Annotated in this window: 17 protein-coding genes and 1 tRNA gene; 8 read left to right on the forward strand and 10 right to left on the reverse strand. The window is 75.0% G+C overall.

What is annotated here, in order from left to right:
- The first annotated feature begins 193 nt into the window (after positions 1 to 193).
- Positions 194 to 1,072 carry an SGNH/GDSL hydrolase family protein gene (locus ACI769_RS18665; RefSeq protein WP_137281508.1) on the forward strand — a complete coding sequence of 293 codons (879 nt, stop codon included), beginning with the start codon at positions 194 to 196 and terminating at the stop codon, positions 1,070 to 1,072.
- Positions 1,073 to 1,213: 141 nt separating this feature from the next.
- Here ACI769_RS18665 and ACI769_RS18670 read toward each other — a convergent pair.
- The 4 genes from ACI769_RS18670 to ACI769_RS18685 all read right to left on the reverse strand — a co-directional run bounded on the left by ACI769_RS18670 (position 1,214) and on the right by ACI769_RS18685 (position 4,718).
- Positions 1,214 to 1,289 (reverse strand) — tRNA-Thr (locus ACI769_RS18670).
- A 117-nt stretch (positions 1,290 to 1,406) separates the two neighbouring features.
- Positions 1,407 to 2,258, reverse strand: coding sequence for a DsbA family protein (locus ACI769_RS18675; protein ID WP_076406173.1), 852 nt, complete (start codon positions 2,256 to 2,258; stop codon positions 1,407 to 1,409).
- An 89-nt stretch (positions 2,259 to 2,347) separates the two neighbouring features.
- A complete protein-coding gene (locus tag ACI769_RS18680) occupies positions 2,348 to 2,923 on the reverse strand; it encodes a hypothetical protein (protein WP_076406171.1) in 576 nt (191 codons plus the stop codon).
- A gap of 55 nt (positions 2,924 to 2,978) precedes the next feature.
- Positions 2,979 to 4,718, reverse strand: a complete 1,740-nt coding sequence (locus ACI769_RS18685) for a serine/threonine-protein kinase (RefSeq protein ID WP_043654197.1) — start codon at positions 4,716 to 4,718, stop codon at positions 2,979 to 2,981.
- Positions 4,719 to 4,934: 216 nt separating this feature from the next.
- Here ACI769_RS18685 and ACI769_RS18690 point away from each other — a divergent pair, with 216 nt between their 5' ends.
- From ACI769_RS18690 to ACI769_RS18710, 5 genes are all read left to right on the forward strand, one after another.
- A complete protein-coding gene (locus ACI769_RS18690) occupies positions 4,935 to 6,413 on the forward strand; it encodes a trehalose-6-phosphate synthase (protein ID WP_232322710.1) in 1,479 nt (492 codons plus the stop codon).
- Positions 6,410 to 7,264: a trehalose-phosphatase gene (gene otsB, locus ACI769_RS18695; RefSeq protein WP_409142091.1), complete on the forward strand. Its 855-nt coding sequence runs from the start codon at positions 6,410 to 6,412 to the stop codon at positions 7,262 to 7,264. The genes ACI769_RS18690 and otsB overlap by 4 nt, the downstream gene beginning before the upstream one ends.
- A gap of 278 nt (positions 7,265 to 7,542) precedes the next feature.
- Positions 7,543 to 8,667 carry an ABC transporter ATP-binding protein gene (locus ACI769_RS18700; protein ID WP_021483311.1) on the forward strand — a complete coding sequence of 375 codons (1,125 nt, stop codon included), beginning with the start codon at positions 7,543 to 7,545 and terminating at the stop codon, positions 8,665 to 8,667.
- A 215-nt stretch (positions 8,668 to 8,882) separates the two neighbouring features.
- Positions 8,883 to 10,556, forward strand: coding sequence for a discoidin domain-containing protein (locus ACI769_RS18705; protein ID WP_409142092.1), 1,674 nt, complete (start codon positions 8,883 to 8,885; stop codon positions 10,554 to 10,556).
- A 70-nt stretch (positions 10,557 to 10,626) separates the two neighbouring features.
- Entirely contained in the window at positions 10,627 to 11,892 is a 1,266-nt protein-coding gene (locus ACI769_RS18710; protein ID WP_171468326.1) for a DUF4032 domain-containing protein, read from the forward strand.
- Positions 11,893 to 11,967: 75 nt separating this feature from the next.
- Here the strand turns inward: ACI769_RS18710 and rlmB are convergent, their stop codons facing one another.
- The 3 genes from rlmB to ACI769_RS18725 all read right to left on the reverse strand — a co-directional run bounded on the left by rlmB (position 11,968) and on the right by ACI769_RS18725 (position 16,007).
- On the reverse strand, positions 11,968 to 12,984 hold the full coding sequence (rlmB, locus tag ACI769_RS18715; protein WP_409142093.1) for a 23S rRNA (guanosine(2251)-2'-O)-methyltransferase RlmB: 1,017 nt from the start codon (positions 12,982 to 12,984) through the stop codon (positions 11,968 to 11,970).
- Positions 12,985 to 13,233: 249 nt separating this feature from the next.
- Positions 13,234 to 14,664, reverse strand: coding sequence for a cysteine--tRNA ligase (gene cysS / locus ACI769_RS18720; RefSeq protein ID WP_034654010.1), 1,431 nt, complete (start codon positions 14,662 to 14,664; stop codon positions 13,234 to 13,236).
- A gap of 74 nt (positions 14,665 to 14,738) precedes the next feature.
- Entirely contained in the window at positions 14,739 to 16,007 is a 1,269-nt protein-coding gene (locus tag ACI769_RS18725; RefSeq protein WP_409142094.1) for an alanine racemase, read from the reverse strand.
- 44 nt (positions 16,008 to 16,051) lie between these two features.
- Between ACI769_RS18725 and ACI769_RS18730 the strand changes: the two genes are divergently transcribed.
- Complete coding sequence (locus ACI769_RS18730; protein ID WP_409142095.1) at positions 16,052 to 17,461, forward strand: D-arabinono-1,4-lactone oxidase; 1,410 nt, start codon at positions 16,052 to 16,054, stop codon at positions 17,459 to 17,461.
- A 46-nt stretch (positions 17,462 to 17,507) separates the two neighbouring features.
- Here the strand turns inward: ACI769_RS18730 and ACI769_RS18735 are convergent, their stop codons facing one another.
- Positions 17,508 to 18,146 (reverse strand): TetR/AcrR family transcriptional regulator, encoded by a 639-nt coding sequence (locus tag ACI769_RS18735; RefSeq protein ID WP_255179558.1) that lies wholly within the window; start codon positions 18,144 to 18,146, stop codon positions 17,508 to 17,510.
- 157 nt (positions 18,147 to 18,303) lie between these two features.
- Here ACI769_RS18735 and ACI769_RS18740 point away from each other — a divergent pair, with 157 nt between their 5' ends.
- Positions 18,304 to 18,873: an LpqN/LpqT family lipoprotein gene (locus tag ACI769_RS18740; RefSeq protein ID WP_170982204.1), complete on the forward strand. Its 570-nt coding sequence runs from the start codon at positions 18,304 to 18,306 to the stop codon at positions 18,871 to 18,873.
- A 2-nt stretch (positions 18,874 to 18,875) separates the two neighbouring features.
- On the opposite strand, the gene ispF is transcribed toward ACI769_RS18740, so the two are convergent.
- A complete protein-coding gene (gene ispF, locus ACI769_RS18745) occupies positions 18,876 to 19,445 on the reverse strand; it encodes a 2-C-methyl-D-erythritol 2,4-cyclodiphosphate synthase (protein WP_137281513.1) in 570 nt (189 codons plus the stop codon).
- Entirely contained in the window at positions 19,442 to 20,188 is a 747-nt protein-coding gene (gene ispD / locus ACI769_RS18750; protein WP_137281514.1) for a 2-C-methyl-D-erythritol 4-phosphate cytidylyltransferase, read from the reverse strand. Before ispD ends, ispF begins: the two co-directional genes overlap by 4 nt.
- Between the last annotated feature and the right edge of the window lie 28 nt (positions 20,189 to 20,216).

Below are 20,216 nucleotides of genomic sequence, written 5' to 3' on the forward strand. Positions count from 1 at the left end.
CGTCCGCGCCAAGGTCGCCTGACGCGTCGCACCGCACGGCCGCGCCCGTCCGCCCGGCGGCGCCCCCGGCCCCCCGCCCCCGTCTCCGCCGAGCAGGTGGTCCTGGCTCGTCCGCGCCGCGTGACGCGCCAGGACCGCCTGCTCGACCCGCCAGGATCGCCGGGTCGACGGCGCACCGCCCCGCAGGAGCACAATGGGGCGGGTGACGACGCAGAACCCGACGACCACTCCCCTGGCCGGTGACACCGCCGACGCACGCCGACCCGACGACCCCGCTCCGCGCTGGACGAGCTACGTCGCGATCGGCGACTCGTTCACCGAGGGGCTGTGGGACCCGTACCCCGGCGAGGAGGACCACCAGCGCGGGTGGGCCGACCTCCTCGCCCAGCACCTCGCGACCCGGCGCGTCGCCGCCGGCAAGGAGCCGCTGCGGTACGCGAACCTCGCCATCCGCGGACGCAAGCTGCGCTCGATCCTCACGGAGCAGGTGCCGGCGGCGCTCGAGCTCCGGCCGGACCTCGTGAGCGTCATCGGCGGCGGCAACGACATCCTGCGGCCGAACGCCGACGTCGACCGCCTCGCGCGCAACCTCGAGCACGCGGTCTCGCGCCTGCGCGGCGCGGGGATCGACGTGCTCATGGCGACCGGCTTCGACGCCTCGCAGTCGCCGCTCGTCGGCCTCACGCGCCCGCGCGTCGGCGTGTACAACGCCCACATCTGGTCGATCGCGCGCCGCCAGGGCGCGTACGTGCTGGACCTGTGGGGCATGCGCGCGCTCCAGGACTGGCGCGTGTGGTCGGAGGACCGCATCCACCTGACGCCCGCGGGGCACGCGCGGGTCGCGCAGGCGGCGCTCGTCGCGCTCGGCCAGGCGCCCGACGACGCCGCGTGGGACGACCCGCTGGCTCCCCTCCCGCCCGCGCCGGCTCTCGACCGCGCGCGGCAGAACGCGCAGTGGGTGCGCACGCACGTCGTGCCGTGGGCGCAGCGGCGGCTGCGCGGGACGTCGTCGGGCGACGGGCGGCTCCCCAAGGCGCCCGAGCTCCTGCCCGTCCCGCTCGCCGACCGCTGAGCGCGGGCGACCTCGGCAGCACCTGCCGAGATCGGCTCGCGCCACCACCGATCCGGGCAGCGACTGCCGACCGACTGCTGACCCCGCGGTGCGCACCGGCACGACGACGCCCCCGGCTCCGTGGAGCCGGGGGCGTCGTGGTGGAGCCGCCTGTCGGATTCGAACCGACGACCGTTCGCTTACAAGGCGAGTGCTCTACCGGCTGAGCTAAGGCGGCGTTCCCGGGGCTGCCGGGCGAGCGAACAGACTACCTGCTCGCCCGGCGCGCCCCGGTCGGCGGCCCGCGCCGGTCACGGCGCGGGCGGCGCGGGTCAGGACACCGACGACGTGCCGGTCAGCCCTGGGCGGCGGTGACGGCCTGCGGGAGCGCGTTCGGGTCGCTCCAGTTGCCGTCCCACCGCTCGCCGTTGATCGTGATCGTCGGCGTGCCGAACCCGCGCTCGCCGTGCAGCGACGTGTCCTGGTTCACCAGGCTCGACGCCGTCGCGACCCAGTCGCCGAACGTCTCGACGGCCGTCCCGTCCTCGATGCCGGCGGCGACGTCGGCGGGCACGCCCGCCTGCTCCGCGATGTCGGCGATCTGGGCGTCGGTCAGGGTCTCGCTGCCCTCCTGGGGCTGGTTCTGGAACATCGCGGTGTTGAAGTCGTTCATCGACTCGGGCGCGCGGTCGGCGACCCAGGCCGCCGCGGCGGCGGAACGCGTCGAGAACTGCTGCGACTGCGCGACGCGGTCGAGGATCGAGATCGGGTGCAGCACGACGGTCACGTCACCGGACTCGCGGAGCTGGTCGAGCGTCGCGCCGTTCGTCTCCTCGAACTGGCCGCAGATGGGGCACATGTAGTCGAGGTAGACCCCGACCTCGACGGCGCCCTCGTTCTGCGTCCCGGCGGCGCCGTCCGCACCGATCGGGATGCCGCCGTCCTCGGCGTCGCTCGTGGCGGGGCTCGTGACGTCGGCGAGGTTGCCCGCCGCGACGGCGTCGATCGTCTTGTTCCGGTCGTTCATGGCCGGGATCCACACGGCGAGGAACACGCCGACGAGGACGAGGACGCCCGCGACGAGCGCTCCGATCGTGATGAGGCGGTTGCGCTTGTCGCGCTTGGCCTGCGCCTCGCGCAGCGCGAGCGCCTCCGCGCGCGCGGCCTCGCGGCGCTGGGCCTTGGTCTGGGTTTCGTTGCTGGGCATGGTCGTCCTCCGAGGGAGTGGCCGAGAGCTGGGGATGTGTCAGGGTGCGCGCCGACGGGGTCGCGCGGGCCGTGCGTCCTACGACGTCGTCAGACGAGCGCGACCTGCGGAGGCCCGCGCCGGGTGCGCACCACCGCGTCGGCGAGGTGGTGCAGCGCGGTGGGGACGGCGTCGGGCACCGGGCGCACGACGCGGCGCGCGACCCCGACGAGCGACCCCACGGGGCGCAGCGCCCCCCGGAGCACGGCGCGCAGCGCACGCCCGGCCCCGGTCACGACGGCGCGGGAGCGCTCGTGCGCGCGTCGCGCCCACGCGGAGAGCCCCCACGCGACGGCAGCCGCCGCCGCGTGGGCCACGACGACGGGCAGCGCGAGCGCGCCCACGACGGTGACCATGGCGGCCGGGTCGCCCCCGAGCGCGGTGCCCGACGGGCAGTCCGGCACCTCGTGGACGAGCGCGAGGTGCATCCCGGCGGCTCCCCACACCCCCGGCACCGTCACGCACTGGTGCACGACGGCGTACCCGCGGTCGGCGAGGTGCGTCACCACGGCGGCGAGGAGGGTGAGGAGCAGGAGCGCAGGGCCGAGCAGACGGCCGGCTGCGGGCACGACGGACGTGCGCGTCACGCCGCGCGACAGGGCGCGCGGCACCGTCGTCCGGAGCACGGCGCCCATCCTACGCGCGCGGCCTGGCAGCGGGCTGGGAAGGGCCGGTGCCGGCTCAGCGCAGCGACGGCGGGCCGGGGAACGGCCACCAGGTGACGCCCGGGTCGCCCCCGAGGAGCACGAGGGACACGACGGTGAGCACGAGACCCAGGCCGGCGAGCACGAGCGTCCCCGTGCGGCCGGGGGCGAGCCGCGCCAGCGCGGTCCGCGTCCCGTACCGCGTGAGGTGCGTCAGGGGCCCGACCCAGGCCAGGGTCACCGCCGCGACCGCCGCGAGGCACAGCAGCACGGTCGTCACGACGGGCGCGTTGCCGCCGTCGGGACCCTCGACGACGACCCAGCGGTCGGACTCGAGCAACCACCACCCGGCCACGACCACGAGCACCGCGGCGCACGCCGCGACCAGGAGGGACGGGAGCGCGCCGACGAGCGCACGCACGACGTACCACGGCGACGCCGCGACCGCGCGCACCGTGTCCCGCGACGAGACGCCGCGCCGCTCGCGCCGCGCGTGCAGCGACTCGGTCGTCACGCCGACGACGCGCGCGAGCACGACCAGCACCGACAGCACGACGAACGCCACGCCGGGGTACGTCCCGCCGAGCAGCACGAGCGGCACGGCGAGCAGGAGCAGCGCGGTGCGCCGTGCCGCGGGCACGGGGCGCACGTAGAGCGGTTCGCCGTCCTCGCCGAGGGGAGGGGCGCCGAGGTCGTCCATGAGGTCGTGCCCGACGGGGACGGCCATCGTGCGGCCGTCGTTGACCTGCGCCTGCGACGTGGGCAGGGGCGGCGGCACGACCTGGGCCTGGCCGGTCCACGCGGACGCGCCGGTCCACGCCTGGGCCCCCGTGCCGCCGGGCACGACGGCGACGGGCGGCACCACCTGGGTCGGTCCGGTGGGCGGCGCGACCACCTGGGTCGCGGGCGCGGCGTCGCCGGTGTCGGCCGCGTGCCGCAGGGCGGCCACGACCTCCGTCGGCCCGAGGCGCTGCGCCGGGTCGGCGTGCAGCGCCCGACCGATCGCGTGCGCGGTGACGGGCCCGAGGCCGGCGAGGTCGGGGCGTCCGCTGCGCGCACGGGCGAGCACGACGTCCGTCGGGCGCACGCCGAACGGCGCCCGCCCGGTGGCCGCGTAGGCGAGCAGGGCCGCCCAGCCCCACCAGTCGGTGTCGACGCTGGGGGCCGCGCCCTCGAGCAGCTCGGGCGCCAGGTACCCCGGGGTGCCCATGACGAGGCCCGTGGACGTGACGCGCGCGTCCTCGAGCCCCTGGGCGATGCCGAAGTCGATGAGCACCGGGCCTCGCGAGGACACCATGACGTTGCTCGGCTTGAGGTCGCGGTGCACGACGCCGGCCGCGTGCACGGCCTCGAGCGCGGCGGCGAGCTGGTCGGCGAGCTCGTAGAGGTCCCAGGCGTCGAGCGGCCCGCCCTCGGCGATCTCGTCCTCGAGCGTGGGCCCGTCGACGAGCTCGGTGACGATGAACGCGTCCGGGCCGTCGAGCTCGACGTCGAGGATCTGCGCGACGGCGGGGTGCCGCAGGCGCTGGAGGGCGCGGGCCTCGCGGCGCAGCCGTTCGCGGCCCTGCGCGGCGGCGTCGAGGTCGACGTGCGCGTGCAGGAGCTTGATCGCGACGAGGTTGCCGCCGCCGTCGTGCGCGCTGTGGACGGTGCCCATGGCGCCGGACCCGAGCCGCGCGCCGATGTGGTAGCCCCCGACCTCGCTGCCGGGGGCGGGTCCGCGCGACGGCCCCCCGGCGACGTTCCGCGCCTCGACGCGCTGCGTGGGCTCCTCCATGGTGACAAGGTAGCCGCAGTGGACGGGCCGGCGCTGGAGGGTGCGGCCCCGACGGGCCCGGTGGGCGACCCGGCCCGGGGCGGCGTCCGGCACGCAACCGGCACCGGACGACCCGTCCATGCGCCCGACGAGCGGACTACCCTGGGCCGCCCAGGCGCGATTCATCGAAGCTCAAGGAGAGGTCCATTGACAGGCAAAGAGGGATTCGATCTCGTCGTGGTGGCCAACCGGCTGCCCGTGGACTTCACGGTCGGCCCCGGCGGTGAGATCGAGTGGAAGCGGTCGCCCGGAGGCCTGGTCACGGCGCTCGAGCCCGTCATGCAGGCGTCCGACGGCGCCTGGGTCGGCTGGTCCGGCGCGCCCGACCTGGCGAGCGAACCGTTCGACGCCGACGAGATGCGCCTCGTGCCCGTGACGCTCTCGGCCGACGAGATCGAGCGGTACTACGAGGGCTTCTCGAACGACACGCTCTGGCCGCTCTACCACGACGTCATCTCGCCGCCCACGTACCACCGCACGTGGTGGGACGCGTACCGCCGCGTCAACCAGCGCTTCGCCGACGCCGCCGTCGCGCAGGCGGCGCCGGGCGCCGTCGTCTGGGTGCACGACTACCAGCTCCAGCTCGTGCCGCAGATGATCCGCGCCCAGCGCCCGGACGTGCGGATCGGGTTCTTCAACCACATCCCGTTCCCCCCGCTCGAGCTGTTCCAGCAGCTGCCGTGGCGCCGCCAGGTGATCGACGGCCTGCTGGGCGCGGACCTCGTGGGCTTCCAGCGCGCGGGCGACGCCGCGAACTTCATCCGCGCGGTGCGACGGCTGCGCGCCCACACGACGCGCGGGCCGATCATCACGGTCCCGGGCGAGGACGGGCGCGACCGCCACGTCCGCGCCGCCGCGTTCCCCATCTCGATCGACTCGCGCCGGTTCGACGAGCTCGCCCGCACGCCCGAGGTCCAGCAGCGCTCGCGCGAGATCCGCGCGGACCTCGGCGACCCGGACATCATGATGCTCGGCGTCGACCGCCTCGACTACACCAAGGGCATCCGGCACCGCATCAAGGCGTACGGCGAGCTGCTGCAGGACGGCCGCCTCGACGTCGAGCACGCCACGCTCGTCCAGGTCGCGAGCCCGAGCCGCGAGAACGTCGACGCCTACCAGGAGCTGCGCGAGCACGTCGAGGGCGCGGTCGGGCGGATCAACGGCGAGTACGCAGAGATCGGGCACGCCGCGATCCACTACCTGCACCACTCCTACCCGCCCGAGGAGATGGCCGCGCTGTACCTCGCGGCCGACGTCATGCTCGTCACGGCGCTGCGCGACGGCATGAACCTCGTCGCGAAGGAGTACGTCGCGGCCCGCTCGGACGACCGCGGGGTGCTCGTGCTCTCCGAGTTCACGGGCGCCGCCGACGAGCTCTCGTCCGGCGCGCTCCTCGTGAACCCGCACGACATCGACGGGATGAAGGACATCATCGTCGCGGCCGCGCACATGGACCACCGCGAGCAGCGCAAGCGCATGCGCCGGCTGCGTCGCAAGGTCCTCACCGACGACGTCGCACGGTGGTCGGAGTCGTTCCTCGGCGTCCTCACGGCGATGCCGTCCCGCGTGCCGCGCCGCCGCCCGGAGGACGACGAGCCGGGTGCGCCGCAGGACGCCCGCCAGGGCGCCGACGAGCCCGCGGAGCAGGGCGCGTGACCGCGACGCACCACCCCGCGCCCGTGCCCGGGCCGGTCGCCGACGCCGTGCGCGCCTTCGCGGCGGACGCGGACGGCCCACCCGCCGCGCGGCTCGTCGCGCTCGACTTCGACGGCACGCTCTCGCCGCTCGTCGACGACCCGCTCGCCGCGCGCATGGCGCCGTCCGCCCGGGCCGCCGTCGACCGGCTGGCCGCCGCGCTCGTCGGCACGACGACGCGCCTCGCCCTCGTCTCGGGCCGCAACCTCGCGGACCTCGCCGAGCGCAGCGAGCCGCCCGTCGGCACGTACCTCGTGGGCAGCCACGGCGCCGAGACCGGGCACGTGACCGAGGACGGGCTCGACGCCGTCCCGCTCGACCTCACGCCGGAGCAGGCCGACCACCTCGCCGCCCTGCGCACGGGCATGGCCGAGGCCGTCGCGGGGCGGGAGGGCGCGTGGGTGCAGGAGAAGCCGAGCGCCGCCGTCCTGCACACGCGGCTCGCCTCGGCGGCGGACACGCAGGCCGCCGAGCACCTGGCCGACGCGGTGGCCGCGCGGCTCGGGCTGCACGCGATGCACGGGAAGGACGTCGTCGAGGTCGCGGTCGTCGAGACGTCGAAGGGCGAGGCGGTGGACCGGCTGCGGGACGTCGTCGGGCAGGACGCCGGGTGCCCCGACGCGCGCACGCGCGTGCTCTACGCGGGCGACGACACGACCGACGAGACGGCGTTCGCCGTGCTCGGCCCGGGCGACCTGGGCGTCAAGGTGGGCGACGGCGACACGCTCGCCGAGCAGCGCGTGCCCGACGCCGACGCGCTCGCCGCGGTGCTCAACCTCCTCGCCGACCTCCTGGAGCGCCGGGAGGCCTGACCCCAGGCGGGGTCCGCCGGGCGCGCGCCCGGCGGACCCTGCCGCCCGCACCGAACCGCTACCGGATCGTGACCGACGCTGTGACGAAGCACTCAGGACCGGGAGTAGGATCGGGTCACGATGACGTCGGGTCCCCTGCCCGTTCCGGAGGGGGTCCGACTTCTTCTGTGTCGTCGAAGACACGCTCGTCCGCCATCGCGAACAGCTACGTCGACGTGGCACGTCACTGCACAACGGATCGTCCGGCACGTACCTGCCGGTGGAGGGATGTACCAGTCATGGCTACGGTCACCTACGACCACGCAACCCGCGTCTACCCCGGGACCGAGCGTCCTGCCGTGGACCAGCTCAACCTGCACATCGAGGACGGCGAGTTCCTCGTCCTCGTCGGCCCCTCGGGCTGCGGCAAGTCGACCTCGCTCCGCATGCTCGCGGGCCTCGAGGACGTCAACGGCGGACACATCTACATCGGCGACCGCGACGTCACGGACGTCCAGCCGAAGGACCGCGACATCGCGATGGTGTTCCAGAACTACGCGCTGTACCCGCACATGTCCGTCGCGGACAACATGGGCTTCGCGCTGAAGATCGCCGGCACGCCGAAGGCGGAGATCCGCCAGCGCGTCGAGGAGGCCGCGAAGATCCTCGACCTCACCGAGTACCTCGACCGCAAGCCGAAGGCGCTCTCCGGTGGTCAGCGCCAGCGCGTCGCGATGGGCCGTGCGATCGTCCGTCAGCCGCAGGTGTTCCTCATGGACGAGCCGCTGTCGAACCTCGACGCCAAGCTCCGCGTCCAGACGCGCACCCAGATCGCGTCGCTCCAGCGCCGCCTCGGTGTCACGACGGTCTACGTCACGCACGACCAGACCGAGGCCCTCACCATGGGCGACCGCATCGCGGTCCTCAAGGACGGCCTGCTCCAGCAGGTCGGCACGCCGCGCGAGATGTACGACACGCCGGCCAACGTCTTCGTCGCGGGCTTCATCGGCTCGCCGGCGATGAACATCGGCACGTTCGCGGTCAACAACGGCGTCGCCGAGGTCGGCCCCGCGCGCATCGCGCTCGAGCGCGAGACGGCCGCCAAGATCACCGAGGCCGACAACGGCAAGGTGACGATCGGCTTCCGTCCCGAGGCGCTCGACGTCGTGTCGCAGGCCAACGAGGCCGCGTTCCCGGTCGAGGTCAACATCGTCGAGGAGCTCGGCTCCGACGCGTTCGTCTACGGCACGCTCAAGGGTGACCTGGCCTCGCAGGCCGACGTCCACTCGGGCGCCGGCGACAACCAGGTCATCGTCCGCGTCGACCCGCGCAACGTCCCGGCCAAGGGCGAGCGCATCTACGTGACGATCCGCCCGGGTCAGTCGCACGTCTTCGGTGCCGCCTCGGGTCAGCGCATCAGCTGACACCTCGCACCACCCCCGCAGGGCGGGTCCTCCCGGTCGGGAGGGCCCGCCCTGCGGCGTTCCGGGCTCGCGACGGCGAGGCACGCTCTCTCGCCGACCCGCCGGGTCCGTGCCCTTGACAGGGTCATGGGGGACCTCAAGACTGCTTTTGCACACACGACGCCAAAAGTCGTCTGTTCGTCACCCAAATCGACAACGCTGTCAATTGGAGCCTCATGCAGATCTCGTCCCTCTCCCCGCGCGCCCGGCGCGTCGGCGCGGCGCTGACCACCGGCGCGCTCGTCGCGACCGCGCTCGCCGCCGCGCCGGCCGTCGCAGCGCCCGTCGGGCCCGCGCCGTCCTCGGGTCCGTCGACCACCGCCGCCGTCACGTGCGACGCGGACGACGGCCTCCCCGACGCCAAGATCTCGATCCAGCTCTACACGCACGTGGGCGAGCTCGGCGGCTCGGGGACGCCGTCCCCCGAGACGCTCGACCGCGTGCTCGGCGAGGTGGCCGCGGCCGGGTTCACGAACGTCGAGCCGTACAACCAGCCCTACGCGATGCCCGTCGACGACTACCGGGCGATCCTCGACCGGCACGGCCTCCAGGTGTCGTCGAGCCACGGCAGCACGGACCGGGCCACGTGGCCCGAGACGGTCGCGTACGCCGTCGCGCTGGGCCAGGACTACATCGGGACCGGCGGCATGGCGGGCGGCTACGGCACCTACGACGAGGCGGTCGCCACCGCGGCGTACGTGAACGAGCTCGGGAAGTACGCGCACGAGAACGGCGCGAACAAGATCGTGCTGCACAACCACCAGAGCGAGTTCACCACGCGGTACACCCACCCGGAGACGGGCGAGACGGTCAGTGCCTGGGAGGTCATCGAGGAGAACACCGACCCGCGCTACGTCACGTTCGAGCTCGACGTCGGCTGGGCCGCCGACGCGGGCCTCGACGTCCCGGCGTGGATCGAGGAGCACGGGGACCGCATCGAGCTGCTCCACATCAAGGACGCCGTGAACGTCGACGCGCCGGGCGACATGCGGCAGGTCGCGCTCGGCCGCGGCGAGCTCGACCTCCCGGCGATCATCGCCGCGGCCGAGCCCTACGTCGAGTACTTCACCTACGAGTGGGACTGGGCACCGTCGTTCGAGACCTCCGCGGAGTCCTACCAGTACCTGCGCTGCTTCCGGTCCGACGACGGGGGCGGCGAGGAGGACGAGGACTCGCTCGCCCTGGGCCGGCCCGTGACGGCCTCCAGCATCGACGAGGCCGGCCACGAGCCCGAGAAGGCGGTCGACGGCAACGCCGGGACCCGCTGGAGCAGCGCGTGGAGCGAGCCCGAGTGGATCGCGGTGGACCTCGGCGCGAGCTACGACCTGAGCCGCGTCGTCGTCGACTGGGAGACGGCGTACGGGTCGGGCTACGAGGTCCAGACGTCCCCCGACGGCGAGACCTGGACCACGGTCCGCACCGTCACCGACGGTGACGGCGGGTTCGACGACCTGGAGATCACCGGGACGGGCCGGCACGTGCGGCTCTACCTCACCGAGCGCGCGACGCAGTGGGGCTTCTCCCTCTACGAGCTCGAGGTCTACGGCGCACCGGCCGGACAGCTCGACCTCGACGTCGAGGTGCAGGCCCGCTGCCTCGCCGGCCAGGCGTACGTCGCCGTCCGGGCGACGAACGGCGAGGACCAGCCCGTCGACGTGACGCTCGCGACGCCGTACGGCACCCGCGAGGTCGCCGACGTCGCCCCGGGCGCGAACGCGTACCAGTCGTTCGCGGTGCGCTCCACCTCCGTCGAGAACGGGTCGGTGACCGTCACCGGCACCGCGACGGTCGACGGCGGGGACGTCACGTCGACGGTCGAGGTCGACCACGACGCGGTCGCCTGCGCCTGACCTGCGGCACCTCGTCGCGGGGCGGGTCCGACCTCACGGGTCGGGCCCGCCCCGCCCGGGCCCCACGACCATGGACAATGGACCCGTGACGGTGCACAACCTGCAGATCACCGCGTCGGCCCCCGACCCGGCGCTCCTCGACCTGCCCTGGGACGTCCCGCTCGAGGAATGGCCGGCGGAGACGCTCGCCGCCCTCCCCCGCGGCATCTCGCGGCACATCGTGCGGTTCGTCCGCCTCTCCGGGCGGGTGATCGCGATCAAGGAGATCGGCGAGACGGTCGCGTACCGCGAGTACGAGCTGCTGCGGCAGCTCCGCCGGCTCGAGGTGCCGAGCGTCGTCCCGGTGGGCGTCATCACCGGACGCCAGGACGCGAACGGCGAGCGGCTCGAGGCCGTGCTCATCACCGAGCACCTCCAGTTCTCGCTCCCCTACCGCGCGCTGTTCAGCCAGTCGCTGCGGCCGGACACGGCCACGCGCCTCATCGACGCGCTCGCCGTCCTCCTCGTGCGCCTGCACCTCGTGGGCTTCTACTGGGGCGACGTGTCGCTGTCGAACACGCTGTTCCGGCGCGACGCGGAGACGTTCGCCGCCTTCCTCGTGGACGCCGAGACGGGTGACCTGCACCGCGAGCTCTCCCCCGGCCAGCGCTCGTACGACGTCGACCTCGCGCGCACGAACATCATCGGCGAGCTCATGGACCTCGCCGCCGGCGAGCTGCTCGACGAGGACGTGGACGAGGTCGCGATCGGCGACGCGCTCGTCGCGCGCTACGAGGAGCTGTGGGAGGCGCTGACGACGTCCGAGTCGTTCGACGCGAACGAGCGGTGGCGCGTCGCGGCCCGCATCGAGCACCTCAACAACCTCGGGTTCGACGTCGACGAGCTCGCGATCACGACCGACATCGACGGCACGACCGTGCAGATCCAGCCGAAGGTCGTGGACGCGGGGCACCACTCGCGACGCCTGCTGCGCCTCACCGGCCTCGACGTGCAGGAGAACCAGGCCCGCCGTCTGCTCAACGACCTGGACTCGTTCCGCGCGGCGGCCGAGCGGCAGAACGACGACGAGGAGTTCGTCGCGCACGACTGGCTGAGCGGCGTGTTCGAGCCCACGATCCAGGCCGTGCCGCGGAACCTGCGCCGCAAGCTCGAGCCGGCGCAGCTCTTCCACGAGATCCTCGACCACCGCTGGTTCATCTCGGAGCGCGCCGGTCGCGACGTGCCGATGGCGGAGGCGACGCACTCGTACGTGGAGAACGTCCTGCGCCACCGCCCGGACGAGAAGGCGATCCTCGGCCTCGCGCCGGGCGAGAAGGACCCCGAGTACTACGGCTGACGGACGCGCGTCGCCCCGCCGTCCGAGGACCGGCGGGGCGACGCGTGACGGTGAGTGCTGCCGGGCGCGCCGGCGTCAGGCCTCGCGCCGCAGGCGCGCGACCTCGTAGAGCGAGATGCCCGTCGCGACGGCGGCGTTGAGCGACTCCGTGTCCGACCCGATGGGGATGGACGCGACGACGTCGCACGCCTCGCGCACGAGGCGGGACAGGCCCTTGCCCTCCGACCCCGCGACGACGACGAGCGGCTCGGTCGCGAGCTCGAGGTCGCCGATCGCCGTGGTGCCGCCCGCGTCGAGCCCGACGACGAAGCACCCCGCCTTCTTCAGCTCACCGAGCGCGCGCACGAGGTTGGTCGCCCGGGCGACCGGGACGCGCGCGGCGGCACCCGCCGAGACCTTCCACGCGGACGCGGTGACGCCCGCGGCGCGGCGCTCGGGCACGAGGACGCCGTGCGCGCCGAACGCGCCCGCGGAGCGGAGCACCGCGCCGAGGTTGCGCGGGTCCGTGACGCCGTCGAGCGCGACGACGAGCGGCGGCCGCCCCGACTCCTCGGCGGCGTCGAGCAGGTCGTCGACGTCCGCGTACTCGTACGGCGGGACCTTGATCGCGACGCCCTGGTGCACGGCCCCGTCGGTGAGACGGTCGAGCTCGGGCTTGCCCACCTCGAGGAGGTCGTAGCCGCGGCCCGCGACGATGTCGACGATCTCGCGCGTGCGGTCGTCGGCGTCGAGGCGCGACGCGAGGTAGACCACCTCGACGGGGATGCGCGCGCGCAGCGCCTCCAGGACCGAGTTGCGACCCGCGACGACCTCCTGGACCGACCCGCGGCCCTTGGGGCCGCCACCGCGCGAGGCCCCGCCGCGCGACGTGCCGGCACGCTCGGTGCCGCGCGCCGTGCCGCCGCGCCCGGTCGCGCGCTTCTCGTCGGCCACCTTGCGCTTGTGCGCCGCGTGGTAGACGCGGTCCTCGGCCTTCGGGGTCGGCCCGCGGCCCTCGAGGCCCTTGCGCCGCTGCCCGCCCGAGCCGACGGTCGCGCCCTTCTTGCTTCCGGGCTTGCGGGTCGCGCCGCGTCGTTGTGAGTTGCCAGCCATGGTGCACCGATCGTGTCGTCGTTCAGGTCAGTTCAGGTCAGTCCACGTCGGGTTCGGCGCCCGGCGTGCGTGTCTCGCTCCTGGGTCCAGTGTCCCCCAGACACCCCGCCGAGGGGGAACCGTGGTCGTCACCAGGGTTCTCCCGCGCGCTACCAGAGCTCTACCTCGCGTTACCGGAGCTCTATCTCGTGCTACCGGAGCTCTGTCTCGTGCGCCGGCGGGTGGCTCCCGGCCGTCGTCCGGTGGGCGTCAGGCGAGGGTCCAGCGCGCGCCGTCGGCCGAGTCCTCGACCGCGACGCCTGCCGCGGCGAGCCGGTCGCGGATCGCGTCGGCCGTCGCGAAGTCCCGCGACGCGCGCGCCTCGGCCCGCGCCGCGAGCTCCGCGCCGACGACGGCGTCGAGCACCGCCGCGTAGCGCGAGTCGCCGCGGTCGGCCCACTGCGCGTCGCCCGGGTCGAGCCCGAGCACGTCGAGCATCGCGCGCACCGCCACGAGGTGGTGGCGCGCGACGGCGTCCGCGGCCGTCGTCCGGTCCGCGAGCGCCGCGTTGCCCGCGCGCAGGTGCTCGTGCACGACGGCGAGCGCCGCCGGCACGTTGAGGTCGTCGTCCATCGCCGCGGTGAAGGCGGTCGGGAGCTCGGCGTCGCGCACGTCGTCGACCTCGCCCACCCGCTCGGTCGCCCGCTCGACGAAGCCCGCCAGCCGCTCCCACGTCGCCTCGGCCTCGACGACCGTGGCGGGGGTCCACTCGAGCATCGAGCGGTACTGCACGGACGCGAGCGCGTAGCGCAGCACGGCGGGGCTCGTGGTCGCGAGGACCTCGCGCACGAGCAGCCCGTTGCCGAGCGACTTGCTCATCTTGGCGCCGCCCTGCGTGACCCACGCGCTGTGCAGCCAGTGCTGGGCGAACCCGTAGCCCGCGGCGCGCGACTGGGCCTGCTCGTTCTCGTGGTGGGGGAACCGCAGGTCGAGGCCGCCCCCGTGGAGGTCGAACGTGTCGCCGAGGTAGCGGCGCGCCATCGCGGAGCACTCGAGGTGCCAGCCCGGACGGCCGCGCCCGAACGGCGTGTCCCACGACGCGGTCTCCGGCTCGCCCGGCTTCGGGGCCTTCCACAGCGCGAAGTCGCGCGGGTCGCGCTTGGCGGCGGCCTCCTCGGCGTCGGCGGGGACGTCGTCGGGCACGGGGTTGAGGTCCTCGAGGCGCTGGTTGGTGAGCGCGCCGTACTCGGGCCAGGACCGCACGTCGAACCACACGTCGCCGGGGCCCGTGGTGTAGGCGTGGCCGCGCTCGACGAGGCGCTGCATGAGCTGGACCATGTCCGGGACGTGGCCCGTCGCGCGCGGCTCGTACGTGGGGGGCAGCACGCCCAGGGCGTCGTACGCGGCGGTGAACGCGCGCTCGTACGTCGCGGCCCAGGCCCACCAGGGCTCGCCCGCGTCGGCCGACTTCGCGAGGATCTTGTCGTCGATGTCGGTGACGTTGCGGATGAGCGTCACCCGCGCGCCGCCGCGCCGGAGCCAGCGCACGAGCACGTCGAACGCGACGGCCGAGCGCATGTGCCCGATGTGGGGGGCGGCCTGGACGGTGGCACCGCACAGGTAGATGCCGACCTCGCCCGGGGTCAGGGGGACGAAGTCGCGCACGTCCCGCGTGGCGGTGTCGAACAGGCGAAGGGTCACGCCGCAAGGGTACCGGGGACGCACCGTCGCGGCCGAAGCGACGCCGGGGCGACGGCCGGCCCGTCCCCGCCGCGTCAGCCGAAGCTCTTGCCCTCCCCGCGGTACGTCGGGACGACGTCGACCACCTCGTCGCCGCGCACGAGGTGCACGCGGTCGAACCGCTCCATGGCCTCGCCGGCCTTGCCGTGGCGGAACCAGACGCGGTCCCCCACGCCCAGGTCGGGCGCCCCGGCGGCGCCGCGCGACCGGTGCAGCGGCGTCTGCACCTCGCCCGCGCCCTCGCGGCCCGTGAGCGACCAGCCCGGCGTCACGACGCGCGGCAGACGGCTGCGGGTCGCCGGGCCGGACGCGACGTACCCGCCGCCGAACGCCGTCGCCCAGCCCGGGCCCGGGACGCGCACGACGTCGAGGCCGAAGAACGCCGACGGCCGGGGCCGGAACGCGCGGTACTCGTCGAACAGGCCCGGGACGTACAGGCCCGACCCGGCCGTCACCTCGGTCACGACCGCGTCGGCGGACGACGTCTCGAGGGACCCCGTGCCGCCCGAGTTCACGAGCTCGAGGCCGTGCCCGACGACGTCCCGCACCGCCGCGACGACCTCGCCCCGGCGCTCGCCCAGCTCGAGCACCGAGAGCCGCTTGACCGCGCGGACGGCGAGGCTGGAGTCCGGCATCCCGGCGACCTGCGCCTCGTAGAACATGAGGCCCCGCAGCGCGAGACCGGGCGTCGAGACGACCCGGGCGGCGAGCGACGCGACGTCGCGCGCACCGTGCAGGGGCGAGCGGCGCGTGCCCAGGTGGACCGTCACGAGACCGAGGCCCACGCGCAGCGACGCGTCCACGTCGAGGCACACCCGCACGGGCGGCTCGTCCCCGGTGCCGGTCTCGGCGAGCGCGTGGCGCACGAGCTCCAGGTGCGCGGCGTCGTCGACCATGAGCGTGACCTCGCGCCGGCCAGCCTCGTGGCGGGCGAGCGCCGCGAGCGCCCCGCGGTCGACCGACGGGTAGCCCACGAGGACGTCGCGGACGCCCGACTCGACGAGCCACAGCGCCTCGCGCACCGAGTACGCCATGACGCCCTGGAAGCCCCGCTCGCCCGCGCGCGCGACGAGCGAGCGCACCCGCACGGACTTCGACGCGACCCGCACGGGGACGCCGCCCGCGCGCGCGAGCAGCTCGTCGGCGTTGGCGTCGAACCGGTCGAGGTCGACGACGGCGAGCGGGCCGTCGAGCGCCGCGGTCGCGCGGGTGAGGCGGGCCAGGAGCGACGGCGTCGCGCCCCGCTCGTCACCGTCCAGCGGGCCCGCGCCCTGGTCCGCCCCCGGTGCCATGTGGGTCGTCATGGGGAGAACGTACGCCACCCGCCGGGCGTGAGACAGTACGACCTGTGAGCAGCGACGACGCCCTCTCCTGGACCAACTGGGCCCGCACGGCCTCCGCGACGCCGCGCCGTCGGGCCTCGCCCCGCGACGAGGCGGAGCTGGGCGCCCTCGTCGCCCGCGCCGCGGCGGAGGGCATGCCCGTCCGCGCGGTGGGCGCCGGGCACTCGTTCACCCCGGCCGCCGTGACGGACGGCCTGCTGCTCGACCTCGACCGGCTGAGCCTCGTCGAGCGCATCGCACGCGGCGGGGCGGACGGCACCGACGGCGACGCGATCCTCGTGACCGTCGGGGCGGGCATCCGCCTGCACCGGCTCAACGAGGCCCTCGCCGCCGCGGGGCTCGCGATGCGCAACCTCGGGGACATCGACCGGCAGTCGGTCGCGGGCGCGATCTCGACGGGCACCCACGGCACCGGGGCACGCCTCGGCGGCCTCGCGACGCAGGTGCGCGGCGTCCGCGTCGTGGGGGCCGACGGCGAGGTGCGCGAGGCGTCGCCCGCGCACGAGCCGGGCCTGTTCGAGGTCAGCCGGCTCGGGCTGGGGGTCACGGGCATCCTGTCCGCCGTGACGCTCGAGGTGGTCCCGGCGTTCCTCCTGCGCGCGCAGGAGGAGCCGTGGCCGCTCGACCGCGTGCTCGAGCGGCTCGGCACGCCCGACGACCCCGACGGGCTCGTCGGCGGCAACGACCACTTCGAGTTCTACTGGTTCCCCCACACCCGCCGGGCGCTGACCAAGCGCAACAACCGCCTCGCGCCCGACGAGGAGGCCGTCGAGCTCGAGCGGCTGCGCACCACGGGCCCCGGGCCGGTCGCGCGGGCGCGCACGTGGGTCGACGAGGAGCTCCTGTCGAACGGCGCGTTCGAGCTCGTGAACCGGCTCGCGACCGCGGTCCCGCGCGTCACGCCGCGCCTCAACGCCGTCTCCGCGCGGGCGCTCGCGCCGCGCACGTACGTCGCGCCGTCGCACCACGTGTTCGTCACGTCGCGCCGCGTCCGGTTCCGCGAGATGGAGTACGCCGTGCCGCGCGAGCACCTCGTCGACGTGCTGTCGAGCATCGACGCGTGGCTGGACCGGTCCGGCGAGCACGTGCCGTTCCCCGTCGAGGTGCGGTTCGCGGCGCCCGACGACGTGTGGCTCTCCACGGCCCACGGGCGCGAGACCGCCTACGTCGCCGTGCACCAGTACGCGCGCCTGCCGCACGAGCGGTACTTCGACGCCGTCGAGCGCATCGTCGCCGAGGTCGGGGGCCGCCCGCACTGGGGCAAGATGCACGGCCTGGCGGCGGACCGGTTCCGGGAGCTCTACCCGCGCTTCGACGACGCCGTCGCCGTCCGCGACGCGACGGACCCCGAGGGCGTCTTCGCGAACGGCTACACCGACCGCGTGCTCGGCCCGGCCCCGGCCGCGCGGCGCTGACCGGCGTCGTCCCGGACCCGTCAAGGGACGGGACGTCGTCCGTCCGTCAGGGGACGGGCTCGGGACCGTTCTCCCGCACCGGCGAGCCGTCGGGGCGCACCATCATCGACAGCACGTACTCGGCGAGCGCGTGGAAGCTGCGGACCGCCGTCTCGTCGTCCTGCTCGACGAGCCACGCGATCTCGATCCCGTCGATGTACCCCGCGACGACCCGGGACAGGAACCCCATGTCCATCGTGTAGCTGACGTTCCCCCGCTCGGCCACGTTCTCGAGGAACCCGCGCGTCATCGCCCAGGTCTGCTCCAGGTGCGTGTGCGCGACGGAGCGCAGCGCGCGGCTGCGCACGCCCGCCGTCGCGAACTCGAACGTGAGGAGCCGCATGTGACGACGCGGCGTCAGCCCGCTCCACAGGCCGTCGGCGGCGGCGTGGGCGAGCGCCACGACGTCGCCGTCGACGTCGAGCGCGGACCGGACGGGCTCGGAGGCCACGAGCGCGAGGCTGTTGCCCATCGCCTGGAGGAGCTCGTCCTTGTCCTCGAAGCAGTAGTGCACGACGCCGAGCGAGACCCCGGCCTCGGCCGCGACGCCGCGGATGGTCACGGCCTCGACGCCCTCGCGGACGGCGATGGTCATCGCGGCGTCGACGAGCTGGGCTCGGCGTTCCTCGACGGACATTCGGTTCATGTGCGATTCATCCCATGTGTCGTTCTTGGGAAAGTCAAACACATCGATGCGCTTCCAGCGATCGTAGAGGCAGGTGGCGGGCCTGGCACGCCGGACGGGAGCGGGCGAGAATGACGAGCCGGACCAGCCCCGGCCCCACCCCCGACGAAGGACTCCCGTGCCCCGACCGCGCCTGCCCCGCTCCCCCTGGACGCTCGCCCTCACGGCGGCCGTCGCGCTCGCCCTCGCGGCCTGCGGCGGGCCCGAGGACGCCGCAGGCGGCACGGAGCCGGTCGTGCACGACGTCCCCGAGATCCCGGTCCAGGTGACCGCGCCCCCGGACTGGGAGCGCGGCACGCGCGACGGCGCGTTCCTGCTGCGCGCGCCGAGCGGCACGGGTTCCGAGGACTTCCGGGCGAACGTCGTCGTCACCGGCAAGCAGTCGGCGCAGACCGTCGACGAGGCGGGCGCCGCGACGACGGCGGCGGTCGCCTCGATCCCCGGCTGGGTGCCCGATCCCGACGGGCAGGGCCCCACGACCCTCGCCGGGCTGCCCGCCTACCGCGTGGCCGGGACGTACGGCGCCGCGGGCACCGCCGTCGCGCAGGAGATCGTGGCCGTGCGGACGGGCGACGGGCCGGACGCGTGGGTCGTCGACCTCACGGCGTCGTACGCCGTCGACGACGCCGACGGCGCCGCGCAGGCGCGCGCGATCCTCGAGAGCGTCCAGGTCGCGCCCGCGGGCTGACGTCAGGCGGGCGGCGCGACCCGGACCACGAGGGCCGTGGCGACCGCCGCGACGCCCTCGCCGCGCCCGGTGAGGCCCAGCCCGTCGGTCGTGGTCGCCGTGAGGGTCACCGGGGCGCCCGCGGCCGCCCCGAGCGCCGCCTCCGCCTCCGCGCGGCGCGGTCCGAGGCGCGGCCGGTTGCCGATCACTTGGACGGCCACGTTCCCGATCGCGAACCCCGCGGCCCGCACCCGGCGCGCGGCCTCCGCGAGCAGGCTCGCACCGCTCGCGCCCGCCCACTCGGGCGCGCTCGTGCCGAAGTTCGAACCGAGATCGCCCAGGCCGGTGGCCGAGAACAGCGCGTCCGCGGCGGCGTGCGCCGCGACGTCGGCGTCGGAGTGCCCGGCGAGCCCGCGCTCGCCCGGCCAGTGCAGACCGCCCAGCCACAGCGCTCGATCCTCGCCCTCGGTCGCGAAGGCGTGGACGTCCACCCCGATGCCCGTGCGCGGGAGCGCCGGGACGGGGCCCGCGGCGGCCGGTGCGGTGGTGGGCGTCTCGGCCGGTGTCCCGGTGGAGCCTGCAGGGGTGGTCATCGGTCCTCCCGGAGCGTGAGCGCCGCGACCCGGAGGTCGTGCGCGGTGGTGATCTTGGCCGCCGCGGCGTCGCCGGGCACCACGTGGACCGGGACGCCCAGCGCCTCGACCAGCCCGGCGTCGTCGGTCGCGGCGACGGACTCGTCGTCCGCGCGGTGCGCCGCTGCCGCGTGCGCGCGGGCCAGGAGCTCGCCGTCGAACCCCTGCGGGGTCTGGACGGCGCGCAGCGCGCTCCGGTCGACCGTCTCGACGACGGGCTCCGCACCGGACGCGTCTCCCGCGCCCGCGGGCGCCACGCGCTTGATCGTGTCCGTGACGGGGAGCCCCGGCACGACGGCCCCGTGGCCCGCGCGCACGGCCGCGACGACGCGGCGGACCAGCGACGGCGGCGCGAGGGGCCGTGCGGCGTCGTGGACGAGCACGACGTCGGCGGGCACGTCGCCCTCCGAGAGGTCGCGGCCGGCCCGGAGACCGGCCGCCACGGAGGCCTGGCGGGTCCCCGCGCCCTCGACCACCCGGACCGGCCGGTCGACCGCGGGGTCGTCGGCCAGGAGCGTCGCGACGTGGTCGCGCAGCCCGGGCGGCGCGGTCACGACGAGCGCGTCCACGACCCCGGACGCGCACAGCCGTCGGGCGGCGTGCGCCACGAGCGGGAGGCCGTCGAGCTCGACGAGGGCCTTGGGCAGGTCCAGCCCGAGGCGGGTCCCGGAGCCTGCGGCGGTGAGGACGGCGAGAGTCGGCACGCGCACACGCTACCGGGCACGACGACGG

It is taken from the genome of Cellulosimicrobium sp. RS, from assembly GCF_046159675.1.
Lineage (GTDB): Bacteria > Actinomycetota > Actinomycetes > Actinomycetales > Cellulomonadaceae > Cellulosimicrobium > Cellulosimicrobium funkei.

Bases quoted from the DNA above. Each gene is read 5' to 3' on its own strand.
- ACI769_RS18665 (WP_137281508.1), top strand. From the start codon at position 194: ATGGGGCGGGTGACGACGCAGAACCCGACGACCACTCCCCTGGCCGGT.
- ACI769_RS18700 (WP_021483311.1), top strand. From the start codon at position 7,543: ATGGCTACGGTCACCTACGACCACGCAACCCGCGTCTACCCCGGGACC.
- ACI769_RS18725 (WP_409142094.1), bottom strand. From the start codon at position 16,007: ATGACGACCCACATGGCACCGGGGGCGGACCAGGGCGCGGGCCCGCTG.
- rlmB (WP_409142093.1), bottom strand. From the start codon at position 12,984: ATGGCTGGCAACTCACAACGACGCGGCGCGACCCGCAAGCCCGGAAGC.
- ACI769_RS18675 (WP_076406173.1), bottom strand. From the start codon at position 2,258: ATGCCCAGCAACGAAACCCAGACCAAGGCCCAGCGCCGCGAGGCCGCG.
- ACI769_RS18705 (WP_409142092.1), top strand. From the start codon at position 8,883: ATGCAGATCTCGTCCCTCTCCCCGCGCGCCCGGCGCGTCGGCGCGGCG.
- ACI769_RS18710 (WP_171468326.1), top strand. From the start codon at position 10,627: ATGGACAATGGACCCGTGACGGTGCACAACCTGCAGATCACCGCGTCG.
- ACI769_RS18685 (WP_043654197.1), bottom strand. From the start codon at position 4,718: ATGGAGGAGCCCACGCAGCGCGTCGAGGCGCGGAACGTCGCCGGGGGG.
- ispF (WP_137281513.1), bottom strand. From the start codon at position 19,445: ATGACCACCCCTGCAGGCTCCACCGGGACACCGGCCGAGACGCCCACC.
- ACI769_RS18735 (WP_255179558.1), bottom strand. From the start codon at position 18,146: ATGAACCGAATGTCCGTCGAGGAACGCCGAGCCCAGCTCGTCGACGCC.